At 66.2% G+C, this 16,155-nt stretch carries 17 protein-coding genes; 5 read left to right on the top strand and 12 right to left on the bottom strand.

Annotated elements, in window-relative coordinates; genetic code table 11:
* Positions 1–151: leucine zipper domain-containing protein (locus A7D17_RS23360; RefSeq protein WP_153041914.1), on the bottom strand; the 151-nt coding region annotated here is incomplete at its 3' end.
* Positions 148–1,644, bottom strand: coding sequence for an aminotransferase-like domain-containing protein (locus A7D17_RS18155; protein ID WP_239692248.1), 1,497 nt, complete (start codon positions 1,642–1,644; stop codon positions 148–150). The genes A7D17_RS18155 and A7D17_RS23360, both read right to left, overlap by 4 nt.
* 130 nt (positions 1,645–1,774) lie before the next feature.
* Between A7D17_RS18155 and A7D17_RS18160 the strand changes: the two genes are divergently transcribed.
* Complete coding sequence (locus A7D17_RS18160; RefSeq protein ID WP_064510380.1) at positions 1,775–2,566, top strand: PhzF family phenazine biosynthesis protein; 792 nt, start codon at positions 1,775–1,777, stop codon at positions 2,564–2,566.
* A complete protein-coding gene (locus tag A7D17_RS18165) occupies positions 2,563–3,483 on the top strand; it encodes a DMT family transporter (RefSeq protein WP_064510381.1) in 921 nt (306 codons plus the stop codon). Before A7D17_RS18160 ends, A7D17_RS18165 begins: the two co-directional genes overlap by 4 nt.
* Positions 3,484–3,532: 49 nt before the next feature.
* Here A7D17_RS18165 and A7D17_RS18170 read toward each other — a convergent pair whose 3' ends face one another.
* Both A7D17_RS18170 and A7D17_RS18175 read right to left on the bottom strand, forming a co-directional pair.
* Positions 3,533–3,871, bottom strand: a complete 339-nt coding sequence (locus tag A7D17_RS18170) for a hypothetical protein (RefSeq protein ID WP_064510382.1) — start codon at positions 3,869–3,871, stop codon at positions 3,533–3,535.
* A gap of 86 nt (positions 3,872–3,957) precedes the next feature.
* A complete protein-coding gene (locus tag A7D17_RS18175; RefSeq protein WP_029221180.1) occupies positions 3,958–4,902 on the bottom strand; it encodes a DegV family protein in 945 nt (314 codons plus the stop codon).
* Between the two features lie 486 nt (positions 4,903–5,388).
* Here A7D17_RS18175 and A7D17_RS18180 point away from each other — a divergent pair, with 486 nt between their 5' ends.
* Positions 5,389–6,204: a GH12 family glycosyl hydrolase domain-containing protein gene (locus A7D17_RS18180; protein ID WP_064510383.1), complete on the top strand. Its 816-nt coding sequence runs from the start codon at positions 5,389–5,391 to the stop codon at positions 6,202–6,204.
* 357 nt (positions 6,205–6,561) lie between these two features.
* Complete coding sequence (locus A7D17_RS18185; protein ID WP_082862142.1) at positions 6,562–7,353, top strand: GH12 family glycosyl hydrolase domain-containing protein; 792 nt, start codon at positions 6,562–6,564, stop codon at positions 7,351–7,353.
* Positions 7,354–7,546: 193 nt separating this feature from the next.
* Here the strand turns inward: A7D17_RS18185 and A7D17_RS18190 are convergent, their stop codons facing one another.
* From A7D17_RS18190 to A7D17_RS18220, 7 genes are all read right to left on the bottom strand, one after another.
* A complete protein-coding gene (locus A7D17_RS18190) occupies positions 7,547–9,148 on the bottom strand; it encodes a rhamnogalacturonan lyase B N-terminal domain-containing protein (protein WP_064510384.1) in 1,602 nt (533 codons plus the stop codon).
* Positions 9,149–9,367: 219 nt separating this feature from the next.
* Positions 9,368–9,709 (bottom strand): hypothetical protein, encoded by a 342-nt coding sequence (locus tag A7D17_RS18195; RefSeq protein ID WP_095522630.1) that lies wholly within the window; start codon positions 9,707–9,709, stop codon positions 9,368–9,370.
* Positions 9,710–9,731: 22 nt separating this feature from the next.
* Positions 9,732–10,535, bottom strand: coding sequence for a hypothetical protein (locus A7D17_RS18200; RefSeq protein ID WP_239692249.1), 804 nt, complete (start codon positions 10,533–10,535; stop codon positions 9,732–9,734).
* A complete protein-coding gene (locus A7D17_RS18205; RefSeq protein WP_064510385.1) occupies positions 10,504–10,923 on the bottom strand; it encodes a ribosomal maturation YjgA family protein in 420 nt (139 codons plus the stop codon). The genes A7D17_RS18200 and A7D17_RS18205 overlap by 32 nt, the downstream gene beginning before the upstream one ends.
* A complete protein-coding gene (locus A7D17_RS18210) occupies positions 10,920–11,501 on the bottom strand; it encodes a hypothetical protein (RefSeq protein WP_064510386.1) in 582 nt (193 codons plus the stop codon). The genes A7D17_RS18205 and A7D17_RS18210 overlap by 4 nt, the downstream gene beginning before the upstream one ends.
* 236 nt (positions 11,502–11,737) lie before the next feature.
* Positions 11,738–13,018: an amidohydrolase family protein gene (locus A7D17_RS18215; RefSeq protein WP_064510387.1), complete on the bottom strand. Its 1,281-nt coding sequence runs from the start codon at positions 13,016–13,018 to the stop codon at positions 11,738–11,740.
* A complete protein-coding gene (locus A7D17_RS18220; protein ID WP_064510388.1) occupies positions 13,015–14,415 on the bottom strand; it encodes an amidohydrolase in 1,401 nt (466 codons plus the stop codon). The genes A7D17_RS18215 and A7D17_RS18220 overlap by 4 nt, the downstream gene beginning before the upstream one ends.
* 141 nt (positions 14,416–14,556) lie before the next feature.
* Between A7D17_RS18220 and A7D17_RS18225 the strand changes: the two genes are divergently transcribed.
* Positions 14,557–15,117 carry a DUF924 family protein gene (locus tag A7D17_RS18225; protein WP_064510389.1) on the top strand — a complete coding sequence of 187 codons (561 nt, stop codon included), beginning with the start codon at positions 14,557–14,559 and terminating at the stop codon, positions 15,115–15,117.
* Between the two features lie 97 nt (positions 15,118–15,214).
* Here the strand turns inward: A7D17_RS18225 and A7D17_RS18230 are convergent, their stop codons facing one another.
* Complete coding sequence (locus A7D17_RS18230) at positions 15,215–16,084, bottom strand: hypothetical protein (RefSeq protein ID WP_064510390.1); 870 nt, start codon at positions 16,082–16,084, stop codon at positions 15,215–15,217.
* Positions 16,085–16,155 lie beyond the last annotated feature (71 nt).

Genomic DNA, 16,155 nt, shown 5'->3' on the forward strand with positions numbered 1-16,155 from the left:
CCTTAAAGCGCTTGAGCCATTTGTAGGCCGTTCGGACGCTGACACCGGCCGCATGCGCTGCTTCTTCCACGCGCAACCCATGAACAAGGATGCGATCCACAAGCAGGGCTCGACCGCGAGGGCTCAAACGGGCATGTTTATGCAGGTTCATCCGGGGCTCCTGGGGGCTGGGTTGGCTTGATAACCCCCATCTTCCAGAGATGCCCCGGATGAACAACCTACTGAGAGATCACAGCTAGCGCGCCATTGCGCTGCCAGCTTCCCCAATCGCCGCATTGCGCGCTCCAGTGTCTCGCTCCAGGCCTGGCCGCAGCTCAGGCGGAGATGATCAGCGTAGTCGCCGCGGCTGGAATACAGATGGCCCGGCGAGGTGCCGATGCCTTCGGCCAACGCGGCTTCGAACAAGGCCTGGCCACTGCCACTCTCGGGCAATTGCAGCCACAGGGAAAGTCCGCCAGCCGGGTCGCCCACCCGCGTGCCCTCAGGCCAGTGCCGCATGACTGCATCGCGCAGGCGTTGGCCATTGTCGGCCAGGGTGCGGCGTAGCTTGCGCAGATGCCGTTCCAGATCGTGTTGCGCCAGATAATCGGCCAGTGCCAATTGCGGCAGGCTGGCGCTGCCGACGGTGGAGAAGTATTTGGCGCGCACCAGTGCGTCGGTCCAGTCGCCGCCGACCAACCAGCCCACACGCAGGCCGGGCGAGAGTGCCTTGGAGAACGAGCCGCAGGTGATCACGTTGGCATGCGTATCGAAGTGCCGTAGCGGGCGCGGTCGATGGCCCGACCAATCCAGTTCGCCGTAGATATCGTCTTCGATCACCACGGTGCCGTGACGTGCGCAGCTGTCCAGTAGCGCGCGTTTGGCAGTGTCGGGCGTGAGGCTGCCATTGGGATTGTTGAAGTTGGGCACCAGCACTGCGGCACGCACCGGCGTGCGTTGCAGCAGCGCATCCAGGCGCGCCACATCGATGCCGTGGCCGGCACGGTTGGGAACTTCCAGCACCTTGAGCCGTAACGCCGCCACCGCCTGCAGGATGCCGTGGTAGGTGGGCGTTTCCACCAGCACCACGTCGCCCGGTGCGGTGAGCGTGCGCAGTGCCAGGCTGATGGCTTCCATCGCGCCGGCGGTGATCACGACTTCTTCTGCAGGCACAGTGGTTGCGCAGTGTGCGTAACGCTGTGCGATCTGCCGGCGCAGTGCGGCGTGGCCTTGTGGCGGTGCGTAGTCCAGTGCGGCGGTGCGTTTGCGGCGCAACTGACGCGAGAGGGCGGCCGCCAACTGTGCAGTCGGCAACAGCGCGGGCGCGGGAGTGGCGGTGTGCAACGGCACCAGGTCGGTACGCGCAACCGTGTCGAGCACGCGCTGCAAGGCCGGATTGTCGACCATGCCGGGTTTGCGTCGGCGCGGTGCGGGTGTTGCGACAGGCAATGCAGCGGCGGTGGTGCGCACGAAGTAACCGGAGCGCGGCCGCGCCTGCACACGTCCTTCGCGTTCCAGCTGCAGGCAGGCCTGCACTGCCGTCGCGGTGCTGATGCCGTGATTGGCGGCCAATTGCCGGATCGAGGGCAGGCGCTCGCCGGCGCGCAAGGTGCCGCCGTCGATCTGCTGTCGCAGCTGCGTGGCCAGTGATTCGTACAGAAGCATGTGCCGGTGCCTTTCATCTGTATTGGTCGTTTTGCAGCGTATCTGAATCTGTCTTGGTCGTGTGGCGCATTGCAGACTGGCCGTGCCCGGTGCATGCGCCGGGTATGTGTCCCCTTCCGTGAGGTTGGTTGTGCTGCTTTCAGTGTTTATCGTCGATGCGTTCACCACGGTGCGCTTCAAGGGCAATCCTGCAGCCGTGGTGCCGTTGCGGGAATGGCTGCCGGAGTCGCTGATGCAGGCGATTGCCAGCGAACACAATCTGTCGGAGACCGCATTTTTCGTGCGCGACGAGCGCGGGGTATTCGACATTCGCTGGTTTTCGCCGCTCAAGGAAGTCGGCTTCTGCGGGCATGCGACCCTGGCCAGCGCGTTGGTGATTGCGATGCATCAGGACGCTGTATTTCCGTTGCGACTGCGTGCGCCGGCCGTCGGTGAGATTGCGGTCGCCCAGGTGGGCGAGCAGACCTTCGAGCTGCGCTTTCCCAACCAGATGCCGGTGTTGCTGCCGGTGGCGCCGCAAACGGTGCTGGCGTCGTTGTCGATCGCGCCACAGGCTGTCTATGCAAACGCGCAGGCGTATATCGCCGTCTACGCCGATGAACGCCAGGTGCGTGAGGTGGTACCCAATCTGAGCCGGATGCTGGCGCTGGCGCCGCGCGATGTAGCAGTCACCGCGCCAGGGACTGGCCACGACTTTGTCTCGCGCTACTTCTGGCCGGCCAATGGCGGTCGCGAAGATCCGGTGACCGGCTCGATCCATGCTGCGCTGGCGCCATTATGGGCGGGCAGGCTGGGAAAGACGCAGCTGACCGCACTGCAGGCATCTGCGCGCAGCGGCGAACTTGCCTGCCGGGTCGAGCCGCAGCATGTGTCTGTGCGCGGCAGCGCCGTGCAGTATCTGCAGGGAACGATTGTGCTATGAGCATCGCCGTGTCTGTTCAAGCGGCATCGGCCGGCACTGCGCGACGTGCGGTCTGGCAATTGCTGGTGGCCGAGGTGTTGATCGGGTCGGTGGGCGTGTTCGTGCACGAGAGCGGGCAGGATCCGGTGACAGCGGTGTTCTATCGCTGCCTGTTCGGTGCGCTGTTTCTCACCGTCTGCGGCCTGATCGGCGGGCAGCTGCGTGGGCTGTGGCGTGAGCGCGTGCTGCTGCGCGACGCGGTCGTCAGCGGCATCTTGCTGGTGCTTAACTGGGTGGCCTTGTTCGCCGGCATGGCGCGCTCGTCGATCGGCGTGGCGACCATGGTCTATCACGTGTTTCCGTTCGTGATGCTGCTGCTGGCGGCGCTGCTGCAGGGCGAGCGCACGCGCCGCGCCGACCTGGGCTGGACGTTGCTGGCGTTCATCGGTGTGGCGTGTTCGGCCAATCCGGCGCGGCTCTGGCAGGCGGCCGATCGCGGCTACCTGCTGGGCATCGCCTTGACCCTGCTGGCGGCGTTGCTCTGCGGTGCATCGCTGTTGATGTCGCGCCGCATCAGCCGTGAGCGGCCGTTGGCGGTGGTGACGGTGCAATGCTGGGTCGGTGCGCTGTTACTGGCCGGGTTTTCCAGCCGCGCCGTGCTGCACCCTGGCCTCCATTGGATCTGGCTGGTGGGGCTGGGCGTGATCCACAGCGGGATCGTGTATGTGCTGTTCTATTCGGCGTACCGGCATCTGCAGGTGGCCACGATCGCCGTGCTGGCGTTCGTCTATCCGCTGGTCACGCTGCTGCTGGACTATCTGCTGTACGGCCGCGCCCTGGTGCCGGTGCAGTGGCTGGGTCTTGCGCTGATCGTGGTGGGCACGCTGGCGGTCCACCTGAAATGGCGCTGGCCGCGCCGTGCGCTGGCGCAAGGGTGAACGCGCCGCCACGCAGGCAGCGTGGCGGCATTGCCTTGATGTCAGTGCGTCAGCGCACGTCGCGCATTTCCCAGTGACCGCCGGCCAGCGCCTGCATGCGCTGCTTGAACAAGTCACCAGGGATGCTGGTGGTGGCCACCAGGTCGACGCGCAGATCCTGCTGTTTGCCGGTGACCGTCGCCGCCGGGTCGGTGATGCCCAGTGCCGGGTCCACCTCGTCCGGGTCGGCCTGCAGCTGGCGCCAGCGATCGAACCAGGCCGGGTCGCGCAAGGCCGCCTGCAGCTGTTCGGCAAATGCGTCGGCGCCATTGGCGGTGAAGCTCACCGACGGTGCACTGCCGCGGGCGAGCTTTGGATCGGGCAGGCTGATCGAGTAGCTGACAGGCATGGGAAGACTCCGTTGAATGACGGCGGCACGTTAGCCAAGACGGGGTGACAACACCGTCGAGGACGTGGATGCCTGCGCGTGTTGCTTCAAGCGGAGAAGGTGTGCGGTTCGGCCGCGAATGCCACTGCCAACGCGCCCTTGCCCACGTTGACCATGCCGGTCAGGCTCATCACGCTTTCGAACAATTCCACGCCATGGGTCTGGCAGGCAGCCTGCAGCGCGGTGTAGCCGGGCAGGGCGTGCAGCTCGGACAGCTCGCCGCCGTACCCCACGCATACCGTGGGCGTCATCAGGCCTTCGCGGATCTTGCGCACGGTAAAGCCGAACAGCTTTTCGGCCGACGGTTCGAAGCCCTTGAGTTTGGCCACCGGCTCGGTGACGCCACGGTAGGCGCGCAGCACCGGCTTGATGTCCAGCGCACTGCCCAGCGCCGCACCGATCAGGCCCACGCTGCGATCGCCCTTGGTGCGGGCACGTGCGCGCAGGTAGTACAGATCGCGTGGAATCATGTAGCCATAGGTGTGTTCGGCCAGCTGTTCCAGGCGGCTGCGGATCGCCGCCACGCCCTGGCCCTGGTCACGCAGGCGTACCGCTTCCACCGCGGTGATGCCTTGCCCGGCGAACAGGTTGAGCGTGTCGATCACGCGCAGCGCGAACGGCGAGCTGTGGCCGGCCGCCTGGCGGATCGGCTTGTAGTCGTTGAGGATCGCGAAGCTCGCCTGCATGGCGTTGTCGAAGATCTGGCTGCGCAGCTTGGAGATGGTCAGGCAGAACACATGGTCGTAGTCGATCACCAGCTGCTGCAGGAACAGGTCGCGGATCTGGTTGACCGAAAACGGCGTGGTCTCGGCCTCGTGCCCGCGCTCGGCGACATGCGCCTGCAGGAAGCTCAGCGTGGCCTCTTCGTCGCGGTGATCGGCCAGCACGGCTTCGCCGATCCTGACGCTGATCGGCAGCACGATGACGTTGTTGCGTTGGATGAAGTCCTGCGGCAGGTCGCACGCACTGTCCACCACGATTCCGATGCGCATCGTCGCCCCCTCCGGCTATTGCGTCGTCTCCAAGTGCGAACGCTATCGCAAAACCGGTCCCGGGCGTAGACCCACGCACTGAATGCCCCGGGCAGGCTGGCCTGCAGCCGCGGACATGGCCCGCCGCCGCTGCCCTGCCGGCGCGGCAGCGCCAGCTTCCGCGCCCGCTGCATCGCAATCCCCCGACCGTCCCGGCCTCCCTCACCGGACAGCACGTTGCATGTGGCTGTGCAGCATTGGTGCACGCGGAAGGGCTGGGCACCTGAGCGGGACATGACGCCCTGCCTGCGCAAGCGGCAGGAACTGAGGACCAGGGCACGCTTCGGGTGACAGGTGGCGCCCGTTATCGCGCTTGGCGCGCTTGCCCTGCCGGAATCGCTATAGCTCCTCTCGCGCAGCCGCTGCTAGGGTCGGTCGCGACCGCTACAGGGCAGGTCTCGGTGGCGCCGTACCGGTGTCGCTGCGCCGAACACAATGGAGAGTCCAATGCACACCACCCCATCCAACTCCCTCGCTCAGACCGGCGCGCAGACGCCCCGCTCCCGGCGGCGCGCATCGCGCTGGTGGAAGGCGGCGCTGGCCATCGGCCTGGTGGCGCTGGCACCGGCGGCCCTGGCGGGGCCGTACAAGATCTTTGGCAACCACTATGCATGGGTCAATAACTTCAACGACCCCAACAACATCATCCAGGGCACCTTCGGAACCGGCAGTACGCCCGAGCTGACGGTCACCTTCAATTTCGCCGACTACAACCTCTACGGCTACCCGGCGATCGTGCGCGGCTGGCACTACGACTGGAATCCGACCAGCGACAAGCTGTTTCCCAAGCAGATTTCCTCGATCAGCTCGCTGCCGTTCAAGTTCAACTACAGCGCTGGTGGCAGCAACCTGGCGGGCGATTTCGCCTACGACATCTTCTTCCGCTGGGATACCACCAAGGGCAATCCGCAGCTGGAAGTGATGATCTGGGGTGACCACAACTCCTGGCCGATCGGCACCGTGACCGCGACCAAGGTGATCACCGCCGGCGGGCGCACCTTCGATCTGTGGGAAGGCTTCAACTCCGGCGCCGGCTACTACGTCTACACCTTCATCCCGACCGGTACCGCAGGCCAGCCCACGCTCAAGACCAGCGGCAGTCTCAATATCGATGCCAAGCCGTTCCTGACCTGGCTGCAGAACAACCGCTCCAAGGACGGCCGCTACAACAACAGCATGTACCTGCACGCGGCTGAGGCAGGTTTCGAAGTGGTGCGCGGCAACGGCTGGGCCAAGGTCAGCGCCACGATGGACGCCAAGTAACACCCAACATGGACGACAGTGCCTGGACCGCCGCGGAGGCGGTCCAGGTCCGCTGGACGCGATGAACAGCAGACTGCGCGTCGATGGTTGGCGCAGGCTGCCGCTGCCGCGGACGTCAGCTGCGTGGAAGCAATGACATGGTCGTGTGTGCGAGGCCTGTAGCACAGGAGCCGCACCTCGGACGAGACCATGGTGACCGGTCTGCATGGATGCGCTATCCGCGCTCCGTGAGTGCGTGGCGTTCGGTGTACGACACGTCGTCGTCGCGCCGGATGAAGCACCCCTCGTTCGCCCACTGCGCGGCGTGTTGCCGGGGACGTGGGCGCATTCCTCTCATGCATGATCGGAGTTCACCCCATGTACCTGCACCACAGCGTTCGTTTGCCTGCCTGTCGCGGCCTGCTGCCGCGCGCCGCTGCCCTGGCCCTGCTGCTGCTCGCAGGCGGCGCCAGCGCCTATACCGGCGAGACCAAGGTCTACGGCACGCACTACGCGTACAACAATAATTTCAACGACGGCAACAACAACATCAAAGCCACTTTCGGCTCCGGCAGTACGCCCAGCCTGACCGTGTCCTACAACCTGCCCAGCGGCCAGTTGTATGGCTACCCGGCCATCTGCCGTGGCTGGCACTACACGATGAATCCGGCCACCGACAGCTACTTCCCGCACCAGGTGTCCAGGATCGGCAGCCTGAGTGGCGCGCTGACCTTTACCACCAAGGGCAGCGGACAGACCGGCGACTTCGCCTACGATCTGTTCTTCCGCAAGGACGCCAGCAAAGGCAACCCGCAACTGGAGGTCATGATCTGGGGCGCCAACAACTCGTATCCGCTGGGCAGCCTGACTGCGTCCAATGCGATCACCTCCGGCGGTGTCACCTACGACCTGTGGGAGGGCAACAACTCAGCCGCGGGCTACTACGTGTATACCTTCATTCCGCATGGCACGGCCGGCAACAGCAATCCGCTTCCGGCCAAGGGCGCCCTCAATGCGGACGTCAAGGCGTTCCTGACCAAGCTGCAGGCCTTGCGTGGCAGCGATGGCCGCTACAGCAGCGACCTGTACCTGCAGGTGGTGGAAGGTGGCTTCGAGGTCACCGGCGGGATGGGCACGGTGTCGTTGAGCGGGTCCATTGCCGCCAAGTGATCCAGCGCGCGCTGCATCGTGCGTCACCGCGGCACATTGCCAGCGAGGTGGTCGAACGACAGGCAAGGCATCGCCGTACGCCGCAGCTGGCCGGCATGATGGCCGAATGCCTGCCTGATTGCGTGCCGCAGTGTTGCTGAATCCATGTCCTCCACCGCCGCGGCTGCGTGCGGTGGAGGACATGCCGGCCGCGCTACAACGCCACCAGCTGAATGCTGTCGAAGACCAGGGCCGGGCTCAGGTAGCCGTTGTCCGGCGATCCCGAGGCAATGCCGATCTCGATGCGGTTGGTGCCCGTCTGCAGTGCGGCGGCCGGAATGTCCACCTCGTACAGCGTGTTGTTGCCGCGCGTGGTGCCACGGGTGATGCCACGCGTCTTCGGCTGCGTGGGCGCGGCAGGCACCGGCCCGTTCCAGCGTGCATTCACGCTGACCTGCGGGCGCGCACCGGCCTGTGCCAGCGGCACGAAGATGCGCAGGCGATAAGCGCGCACCGCGTTGGCTGCCAGGGTGAAGTCGATCCGGGTGGGCGTGTTGATGCCGCGCCACTGCACTGCCGGGAAACTGCCCACATTGCTGGAGCCCACGGTGTAAGTGAGCGGGGTCCAGCGCATGCGCGTGTCGGAAGGATGCGCGCGTGGCAGCAGGTCGGCATGCCGGAATCCGCCCGGCGTGCCGTCGGCAACGCCGATCTGCCATGTCGGCGTGCCCGGCAGTGCCGTCGCCTGCAAGGCAGCTTGTGCGGTGGCATTGGCGAACACTTCGACATCGCGCTGCGCCACCTCCAGCTCGTGTTGATACAGCGTCATGCGATAGCGGCCCGGGCGCACACCGGCAATCTGGTAATTGCCGCTGCCATTGGCGGTGGCCCAGTACTGCGCCTGCGCGTTACGCAGGCCGATCACCGCCGGTTGCCCGGCCAGCACGCCGCTCACCCGCCCGCTGACGCCGCCGCGCCCACTGCTGGCCAGGTAGCCGCTGAGCCCAAGCGTGGCATCGATAAAATCGGTGCTGCGTTGTGCGCTGGACGGCGCACCGCCATCGGTGAACAGCAGGCCATAGACGCCATGCAGGCCGCCGCGGAAGGCCTCGGTCTGGGTATGGTCGGAGTACATGTAGTTGTAGAGCTCATGCGTCACGCGGGTTTTCTGCGTGGCGATGTCCTTGAAGAACGGCCCGCCCGAGCTGTGTTCGCGATTGCCCATCAGCATGAACACCGCAACGTCGGAGCCGCTGACGCCGTGCTCCTGGTCATCCAGCATGCGTCGTGCCGAATAGAACTTGGAGCTGGTGCGTCCATCCGGCAACAGGAACACATCTTCGCCTTCGATCACCGTCCCGACGTTGGAATCGGGTTCCTGCTGCGCAGTGGGCAGCTTGCCGACGCTCAGGCGCGCAATGAAGCGCAGTTCACCCACCGGTAGCAGGGTCGGCGCATAGGTCGCCATGTAGATCGCGCTACGGCCCTTGCGTGCGATGTAGTACTGGATCAGGTCGCCCGCTTTGGCCGACACCACGATCGCTCCACCCACCACGCGTGCCTCCACGCTGGCGCTGCCCAGCCCGGAGGCGATATGCGAGCCCTTGGATTCGGTGGTCTGCAGCTCGTTGTTGCGATAGCGCATCGAGACGATGTCGCCATTGTTGACGTTGACCGAAAACACCAGCTCTGCACCGGTGTCCACCACGATGCGGTCGCTGCTGCGGGTGAACCCGAACGCAGCCATGGCCGGCGTGTTGACGCCGCCGTACAGACATAACGCGCACGCCAGCATGCGCAGGGTGGAGCGGAGCATGTTCTTGTTCCCGTCGAAGGAGAGGCGTGGCGGTGAGGCCGCTGCGCGATGCTAGGCGGGCTGGGCCGGTGCTGCGACTGCCGCAGATGCAGAGCGTGCACCCGGTTCAAACTTCAGTAATGAACCGGCGTGCAGGTCACGCTTGCACTGCGACCCAGGATGGATGCGTTGCCGCACGACGGCGACGGCGACGTCGACACCCCCCGGCTACGCGGGTGCTCAGGACTGACTGGAGGAATACAGCGCATCGCATGCGCTGGCGATGGCGGCCATCCATTGGTCGCGTTTGCCGATCACAAACCGGTAGTCGCCGCCCTTGTGTACCTGCACGGCCAACGATGTCGGCGCGACCGGCAACAGCCCGAACAGCCGTGTCCAGCGTGGTTGCAGCGACACGATCTCGCTGAGCGGGATGGTCAGCGATTGCGTCTGCACATTGAACGCGTGCGGCTGGAACAGCAGCGCGTTGGCGGTCAGGATCAGGCGCCCGCCCACCGCCTCGATCCCGCGCTGCAGATTGGCCGGGGCCTGGCGCAGGACCACGCGTGGGATCGAGCGCAACCCGCTGCCTTCAAACATCATGTCAACGGGCCGCGTCGGTTGCGTCGCAGGAGTGGCGCGGCTGCCAATTCCATGCGCCTTGTGCATTGGCCAGGCGGACTTGCCAGTGCCGGGTTTCGTCGTTCAGGCAGGTTGCGGTGGCCCGCAGCTGCGTGCCGAACCACCGCGGCGCGGTCAGCTCGGCGAGACCGGCGGTGCCGTCCCGGCCGAGCAGCAGGCTGGTGGTGGCGATCAGCGTCTGCTTGTTGAAGTCCAGAACACGCCATTGTTCGCCATCCATGCCGTCGATTTGCGCAACGGCCAGATAGCGGCTGCGGTCCGGCGAGATCACTACCTGGATGCCGCCAGGGAGCCGTCCGCCGGTGCGCGTATCGATCAGCACGCCGGCAAAGCTGTCGCCATCGCGGTGATGGAGCAACACGTACGCATCGCGACGATCGCAATAGCGGTAGTCGGCGCCATCCAGTGGCTCATCGTAGGGTGGGCTGTCTTCGAACACCTGCGTGCCCGCATCGGTTGCCACTTCCAGCCGATGTGGGCCCACGCGCCGCACGCGATCGCCCGCGCCTGCGGCAAGGCCCGCGGCCTCCTGCGCGAGATCTCCCGGCTGAGGGCAGTGCAGCGTCAATGCGGTGCGGGCAGGCGCCGTTGCGGCGGCGATCGGCCCGGCATGCGAGTGTGGCGCCGGCGCGGTCTCGCCACCGCAGGCGCCCAGCGCAAGTATGGTGGCAAAGGCAGAGCAGCGAACGATGGTTGAAGACAGGCGGGGATTCATGGCATTCCAGGAAGCAGGATCAGTCGACCAGCGGCGCTGCAGGTGCTGCATGTCGTCGCTGTCGCAACAGCGTGTCGCAGCCGAAGGCCACAACGCCGCCGATGGCATACATCAGCACATCGTGCAGCGTTGCAGTGTTACCGAGTGCGATATAGGCCGCACTGCCGGGGCGCAGCCCAAGCCGGTCGGCCAGATGGATGGCCTGCAACCCTTCGATCGCGCAGCCGATGCCGACTGCCAGCAGGCAGGCCCACCCTGGCGCAGTGCCACACACGCCGCGCAGACCGCAGTAGACCAGTGCCACGGCGAGCACATCGCCCAGGCTACCGCGCACCCACGTACCGCCGATCCACCCTGCGGCAATCGCCACCTCGATCAGGAACAGCACAACGGCCAGCAGCAGATAGCCCGCACGCGCGCGCAGCGACAGGGCATTCACGGCGTGTTTGCCGGCTGCCGCTGGCGGCCCATGGTGAAGCTGCTGACAAGTGGAATGCGGATGCCGCGCCGCCGGTCGTTGACGGTGACCTGCACCTGCCAGCGGCCGGGCGGGTCGCTCGCCTCCGCACGCACCGCCAGGCTGACCTGGGCCAGATAGACGTGGCGCGGGTCGCCCCCGATGTCCGTCTGCAGGCAGGGCGCATCGACGGTGTCTTGCGCGGCATGGCCGGTAGGGTCGATGACGCGGATGCTGCACACCACATCGGCGCGTCGTTGTGCATCCAGGCCCGGGTTGGAGAGAAAGATCAGCACGAACAAGGTGTCGCCGGTGGCCACATGATCGGCCTGGTTGAAATGCGCAGTGGTGTCGCTGGGCGTGTTCCACTTCTGTTGCCAATCCGCATCCGGGGTTAGTAACAGGCTGGCGCCCATGTCCTGCACGGTCTTGCGGCTGGGCGAGGCTGCAATCGACTCGCCCTGCGCGTTGATCCATCCTGCTTGCGCCACGCTCGACAGCGGCAGCAAGCCCAGGGATGCGGCGATGAGGGATGACACCAGGCGGCGCGGCAAGCGCATCGGCAGTCCTTGCAAGTCATGCCGGCATGGTGTCGGCGATGTTGGATGCGCAGGCCGATGCATGCACGGGACTGCGCTGGCGAAACCACTGCAACACCGCGCAGACCGTAACAGTGAGCGGTGGTCAGTTCGGCGTGGCCGGTGCCAAGCAAGCGCAGTCTATGAGGTGGACATGTCGCTTGAGCGTACCGGCCACCTTGCCAGGCAGCCGCGCAGGCGTCGTTTTGCGCGCGACGTTACTTCAGATACGCACGCGGCAACGGGCCGGCCTGCGGCATGTAGCGGTCGCGCAGCTCGGTCTGGCGCGAGCGCATCGGCATCTCACGCCCGCCCAGCCACACCTGCTCGGCGTAGTGCGCAACGTCCAGCGGGTCGCCTTCCCACAACACCAGGTCGGCCTGCTTACCCACCGCGATGCTGCCGATGCGATCGGCCACGCCGAAGATCTCTGCGGGCACGCGGGTCAGCCCGGCCAGGCCGGATTCCCACGGCAGGCCGTTGGCCACCGCATTGCCGGCCAGCTGGCGCAGCTTGCGTGCGTTGTGCGAGGCATCGCCGCTCTGGCTGAAGCTGACCTCCACTCCGGCCGCGCGCAGGCGCGCGGCGTTCTCCAGCGTGGCACCGATCTGGTCGAAGGTCGCCGGCAGATCCGCCAGGGCATTCACCAGCACCGGCACCCTGGCCCGGGCCAGTTGCGGGGCCAGCTTCCAGGCTTCGGCCCCCCCGGCGATGGCAATGCGCACCTTCTCGCGCTGTGCCCAGCGCAGCAGTTGGCGGATGTCGGCGGCGCGTTCCACCTGCACCACGATGCGGCCTTGGCCGGCCAGGTACCTGGCCAGCACGCTGCGGCCCATCGGGGTCAGCAAGGCATGCGGCGAATCGGCCGGCACGCGTCCGCGTGCTTCGGCCACCAGTTGATCGAGCAGCATCCACTGCGCGGCACGCGAGCTGCCGGTCAGGTCGGAGGCTGCCGCGCCGATGCGGATGAACAAGGCATGCGGCCCGACCGGATCCGGGCTGCCGTCCAGCCGCACGATGCCGCCCTGGCCGGCGATGAAGGCCCCACTGGTGGTCGCCCCCAGTGCCGTGAATCCGATGCCTTCCACGCGCGCCACCGGCACCAGCACCGACTCCGGGTTGTAGGCCAGGGTCACGTCGAATTCCGGGCGCATCGGTTGATCGGCCAGCTTGACGCCGCTGTCCACGGTGCTGTCTTCGCCGGAAACTTCCTCGATGCCGATCTCGGTGATGCCGCCGAACAATGCCGGGGTCAGCGGCCGGCCCCTGGCATCGATCACGCGGCCATCGGCCGGTGCCGCCAGGTTGCTGCCGATGGCGCGGATCACGCCGCCCTGCACCAGCACGTCGGTGTTCTGCAGCGTGCCCTGCGCGGTGGCAGTGTGCACGGTGGCGCCGCGGATCAGCACCTGCTGGGCGGCGGCGGGCAAGGCCAGCGCCGCGAGCAGCAGGGCTGACAGTGCGCGCAGACGCGGGCGATCAATGCGTGTGCGGCTCATCGTGCCACCTCCTGGCCGAGCATGAAGTCCGAGACCGGCTGCAATGCGCGGTTGTGGCGGTCGTAGACCTGCGCACCGTCGATGTACACCTGTTCGGCCAGCGCGTAGGAGCTGAAGGGGTTGCCGTTCCACACCACCACATCGCCCATCTTGCCCGGCTCCAATGCGCCGGTCTGCTGCTCGATGCCGAGTGCCTTGGCGGCATTGCTGGTGAGCCAGCGGATCGCGCGTTCGGGCGGAATCTCCATGCCGCTGCGGCGCGCGTTGGCAATCACCTTGGCCGCTTCCTGGTTGAGCCGCTGGATGCCTTCTTCCGAATCCGAATGCACGATGGCGCAGCTGTTGGCCGGGCGGTCGACCAGCGCGATGTTCTCCTGGATGCCATCGAAGGCTTCCATCTTGAAGCCCCACCAATCGGCCCACAGTGCGCCGCAGACGTTTTCCTGCGCGAGGCGGTCGGCCAGCTTGTAGGCCTCCACGCCATGATGGAACGCGGCGATGTGGAAGCCGAATTCTTTCGAGAGATCCAGCATGGTGGCCATTTCGTCGGCGCGGTAGCAGTGGATGTGCACGCGGATGTCGCCATTGATGGCGCCGGCCAATGTGTCGAGTTTGAGGTCGCGCTTGCCGCCGGCATCGCCGCTGCTGTCGTTGTCGCCGCCGCGACTCCACCAGTGGCGCTTCTTTTCGGTTTTCTTCTTCGGTGCGTTCTTCTGCAGGTATTCGGCCGCATCGATGAAGGCGGCGCGGTAGCCGGCCACATTGCCCATGCGGGTGTCGGGGCCGCCCTTCTCGCCGTAGACGCGCTTGGGATTCTCGCCACAGGCCATCTTCAGGCCCCATGGCGCGCCCGGGAATTTCATGCCCTGGTAGGTGGTGGAGGCGACGTTCTTGAGCGTGACGCCGCGCCCACCGATCAGGTTGGCCGAGCCGGGGAGGATCTGCAGCGAAGTGATGCCGCCAGCCAGCGCGGTGCCGAAGCCGGGGTCCTGCGGCCAGATCGAATGCTCGGCCCAGACGTTGGGGGTGACTGGCGCGGTCATCTCGTTGCCATCGCTGTGCGCGCTGACGCCGGGGCTGGGATACACGCCCAGATGCGAGTGCACGTCGATGATGCCCGGGGTGACCCACTTGCCGGTGCCGTCGATGCGGCGTGCATCGGCCGGCGCCTGGAGTGCGCGGCCCACTGCAGCCACCTTGCCGTCGCGCAGCAGTACGTCGGCATCGTCCAGCCGCTCGCCGGTGCCGGTCAGCACCGTGGCGTGCTGGATCAGCACCGGACCGGACGCAAGCGCGTGGTAGGTGCTGGGGTAGGGGTCTTGCACGAAACGCGATGCCGCAGACGCAGGCCCGCACAGCAGCGCCGCGCCAAGGGCGGCGAACAGGATGGAACGCATGGATTTCCCCGGTGCAACGAAAGCGTAGGCCGCAAACCTAGCCGCCAGCGCGCTACTTGCCAAGTGCTGAAGGTTGCGGTCGCGGCTGCCTCATCACATGCAAGAGCGCATGCTGTGCCGTATTCCTCAGGGGGAGCGTCGATGATTGCCAAAACGGAGCGCAACAAACAGGCCGATGTGGTGCTGGCTTTCTGGGAGCTGGCCGGCTCGGCGCGCTGGTTCACGCATAACGACGCGTTCGATGCCAACTTCCGCCAGCACTTCAGCGAGCAGCATTTCGCTGCCGCACGCGGCGAGTATGCGCACTGGCTGGAACGTGCCGAAGATGCACTGGCGCTGCTGATCCTGCTGGACCAGTTTCCGCGCAATGCATTTCGCGGCAGTGCGCATGCCTACGCGACCGATGGACTGGCGCTGCAATGCGCCCGGCACGCGCTGGCGCGCGGCTTCGACCAACAGATAGCGGCGCAATTGCGGCTGTTCTTCTATCTGCCCTTCGGGCACGCCGAAGATCTACAGGAGCAGGCACGTGCAGTGCAGCTGATCGTCGCCTTGAACGATGCCGACGCCACCGGCGCAGTGCTGGAACACCAGCAGATCATCCAGCGCTTCGGCCGCTTCCCGCATCGCAATGCAGTACTGGGGCGTGTCACCACGGCCGAGGAACAGCAGTTCCTGGACGATGGCGGGTTTGCCGGCTGACGGCCAGCACAGCCGGTTCCGTCAAGAACGCCGACCCCGCACCAGTCAAGACGATGCGCAATGCCGCAACCGGCATCGCGCAGGCCATCGCCGCCGCTCAGCAGCCGCCCGGCAATCCCTCGGAGCGCCAGCGTGCGCCTTCGCCGAGCAGCAGGTAGAACCCGTAACTCTCGTAGCCGCTTTCCGACAGCACGAAGTCCAGCGTGGCATTGCCGTCGATATCGCCGAACTGCAGCAGGTGGGTGCGCTGCGGCAGGTCTTCGCAATCATCGCAGCCGCTGGCCGCGTGGCCGTTGCGGAACTGCCAGCGGCTGCCGTCGTGTTCGAAGATCGCAAACACGACGAGCACGCCGGTGGGATTGTCCGGATTGCCGGTCTTGATCGGATGGTTTGAGGTCAGCACGGCCACGCGCCGCTGCGGTTGCTGCGCATCGGTGACGATCTGCAAGGCCGCCAGATCCTGTGCGCGATCGGCATTGAACGCGGCCATCGCCTGGGCCAGCGCTGCCGGCGTCACGCGCTTGCGCAGCTGCGCAGTCTCGCTTACCTGGCGCAACAGCTCGGCCTGCTCACCGGCGGTGGCCGCACGGCCGGCAAAGCGGCCGCCCGGGTTGAGATCCACCGTGGACAGCAGCGGCGAATCGGACAGCGTGCTGCGGCCCTTGATACGCAGCTTGGCGGTGCCGCCGCACATGCTGTTGTCGTCCACCGTCAGCGCTGCAAGCCGCAGCCTGGCGGTGGCAACGCCGGCGTTGAAGACCTGTAGCGGCTGGCCCAGCAGCGTGGCAGGCAGGGTCGACTCCTTCGCCACGCCGTTGCCGAGCCATACCGGAATGTATTCCAGCGGATCGTCGGATGCCTGGTTGTCATAGGTCTGCACCAGCAACACCGCACGCGTCGGTTCGGCGGCGGGGGCGGCCAGCGGCAAGAGCGCGGCCAGTGAGAGGGCGAGCAGGCGGGTGTGCATTGCAGCGATGTCCTTGTGCTGGTTGATTCATGAAAAAAACGGACGCTCCGAAGAGCGCCCGTTTCGATGTG

Source organism: Xanthomonas floridensis (genome assembly GCF_001642575.1).
Lineage (GTDB): Bacteria > Pseudomonadota > Gammaproteobacteria > Xanthomonadales > Xanthomonadaceae > Xanthomonas > Xanthomonas floridensis.

Bases quoted from the DNA above. Each gene is read 5' to 3' on its own strand.
- A7D17_RS18155 (WP_239692248.1), bottom strand. From the start codon at position 1,644: ATGCTTCTGTACGAATCACTGGCCACGCAGCTGCGACAGCAGATCGAC.
- A7D17_RS18165 (WP_064510381.1), top strand. From the start codon at position 2,563: ATGAGCATCGCCGTGTCTGTTCAAGCGGCATCGGCCGGCACTGCGCGA.
- A7D17_RS18170 (WP_064510382.1), bottom strand. From the start codon at position 3,871: ATGCCTGTCAGCTACTCGATCAGCCTGCCCGATCCAAAGCTCGCCCGC.
- A7D17_RS18175 (WP_029221180.1), bottom strand. From the start codon at position 4,902: ATGCGCATCGGAATCGTGGTGGACAGTGCGTGCGACCTGCCGCAGGAC.
- A7D17_RS18180 (WP_064510383.1), top strand. From the start codon at position 5,389: ATGCACACCACCCCATCCAACTCCCTCGCTCAGACCGGCGCGCAGACG.
- A7D17_RS18185 (WP_082862142.1), top strand. From the start codon at position 6,562: ATGTACCTGCACCACAGCGTTCGTTTGCCTGCCTGTCGCGGCCTGCTG.
- A7D17_RS18190 (WP_064510384.1), bottom strand. From the start codon at position 9,148: ATGCTCCGCTCCACCCTGCGCATGCTGGCGTGCGCGTTATGTCTGTAC.
- A7D17_RS18200 (WP_239692249.1), bottom strand. From the start codon at position 10,535: ATGCAGCACCTGCAGCGCCGCTGGTCGACTGATCCTGCTTCCTGGAAT.
- A7D17_RS18210 (WP_064510386.1), bottom strand. From the start codon at position 11,501: ATGCGCTTGCCGCGCCGCCTGGTGTCATCCCTCATCGCCGCATCCCTG.
- A7D17_RS18215 (WP_064510387.1), bottom strand. From the start codon at position 13,018: ATGAGCCGCACACGCATTGATCGCCCGCGTCTGCGCGCACTGTCAGCC.
- A7D17_RS18220 (WP_064510388.1), bottom strand. From the start codon at position 14,415: ATGCGTTCCATCCTGTTCGCCGCCCTTGGCGCGGCGCTGCTGTGCGGG.
- A7D17_RS18225 (WP_064510389.1), top strand. From the start codon at position 14,557: ATGATTGCCAAAACGGAGCGCAACAAACAGGCCGATGTGGTGCTGGCT.
- A7D17_RS18230 (WP_064510390.1), bottom strand. From the start codon at position 16,084: ATGCACACCCGCCTGCTCGCCCTCTCACTGGCCGCGCTCTTGCCGCTG.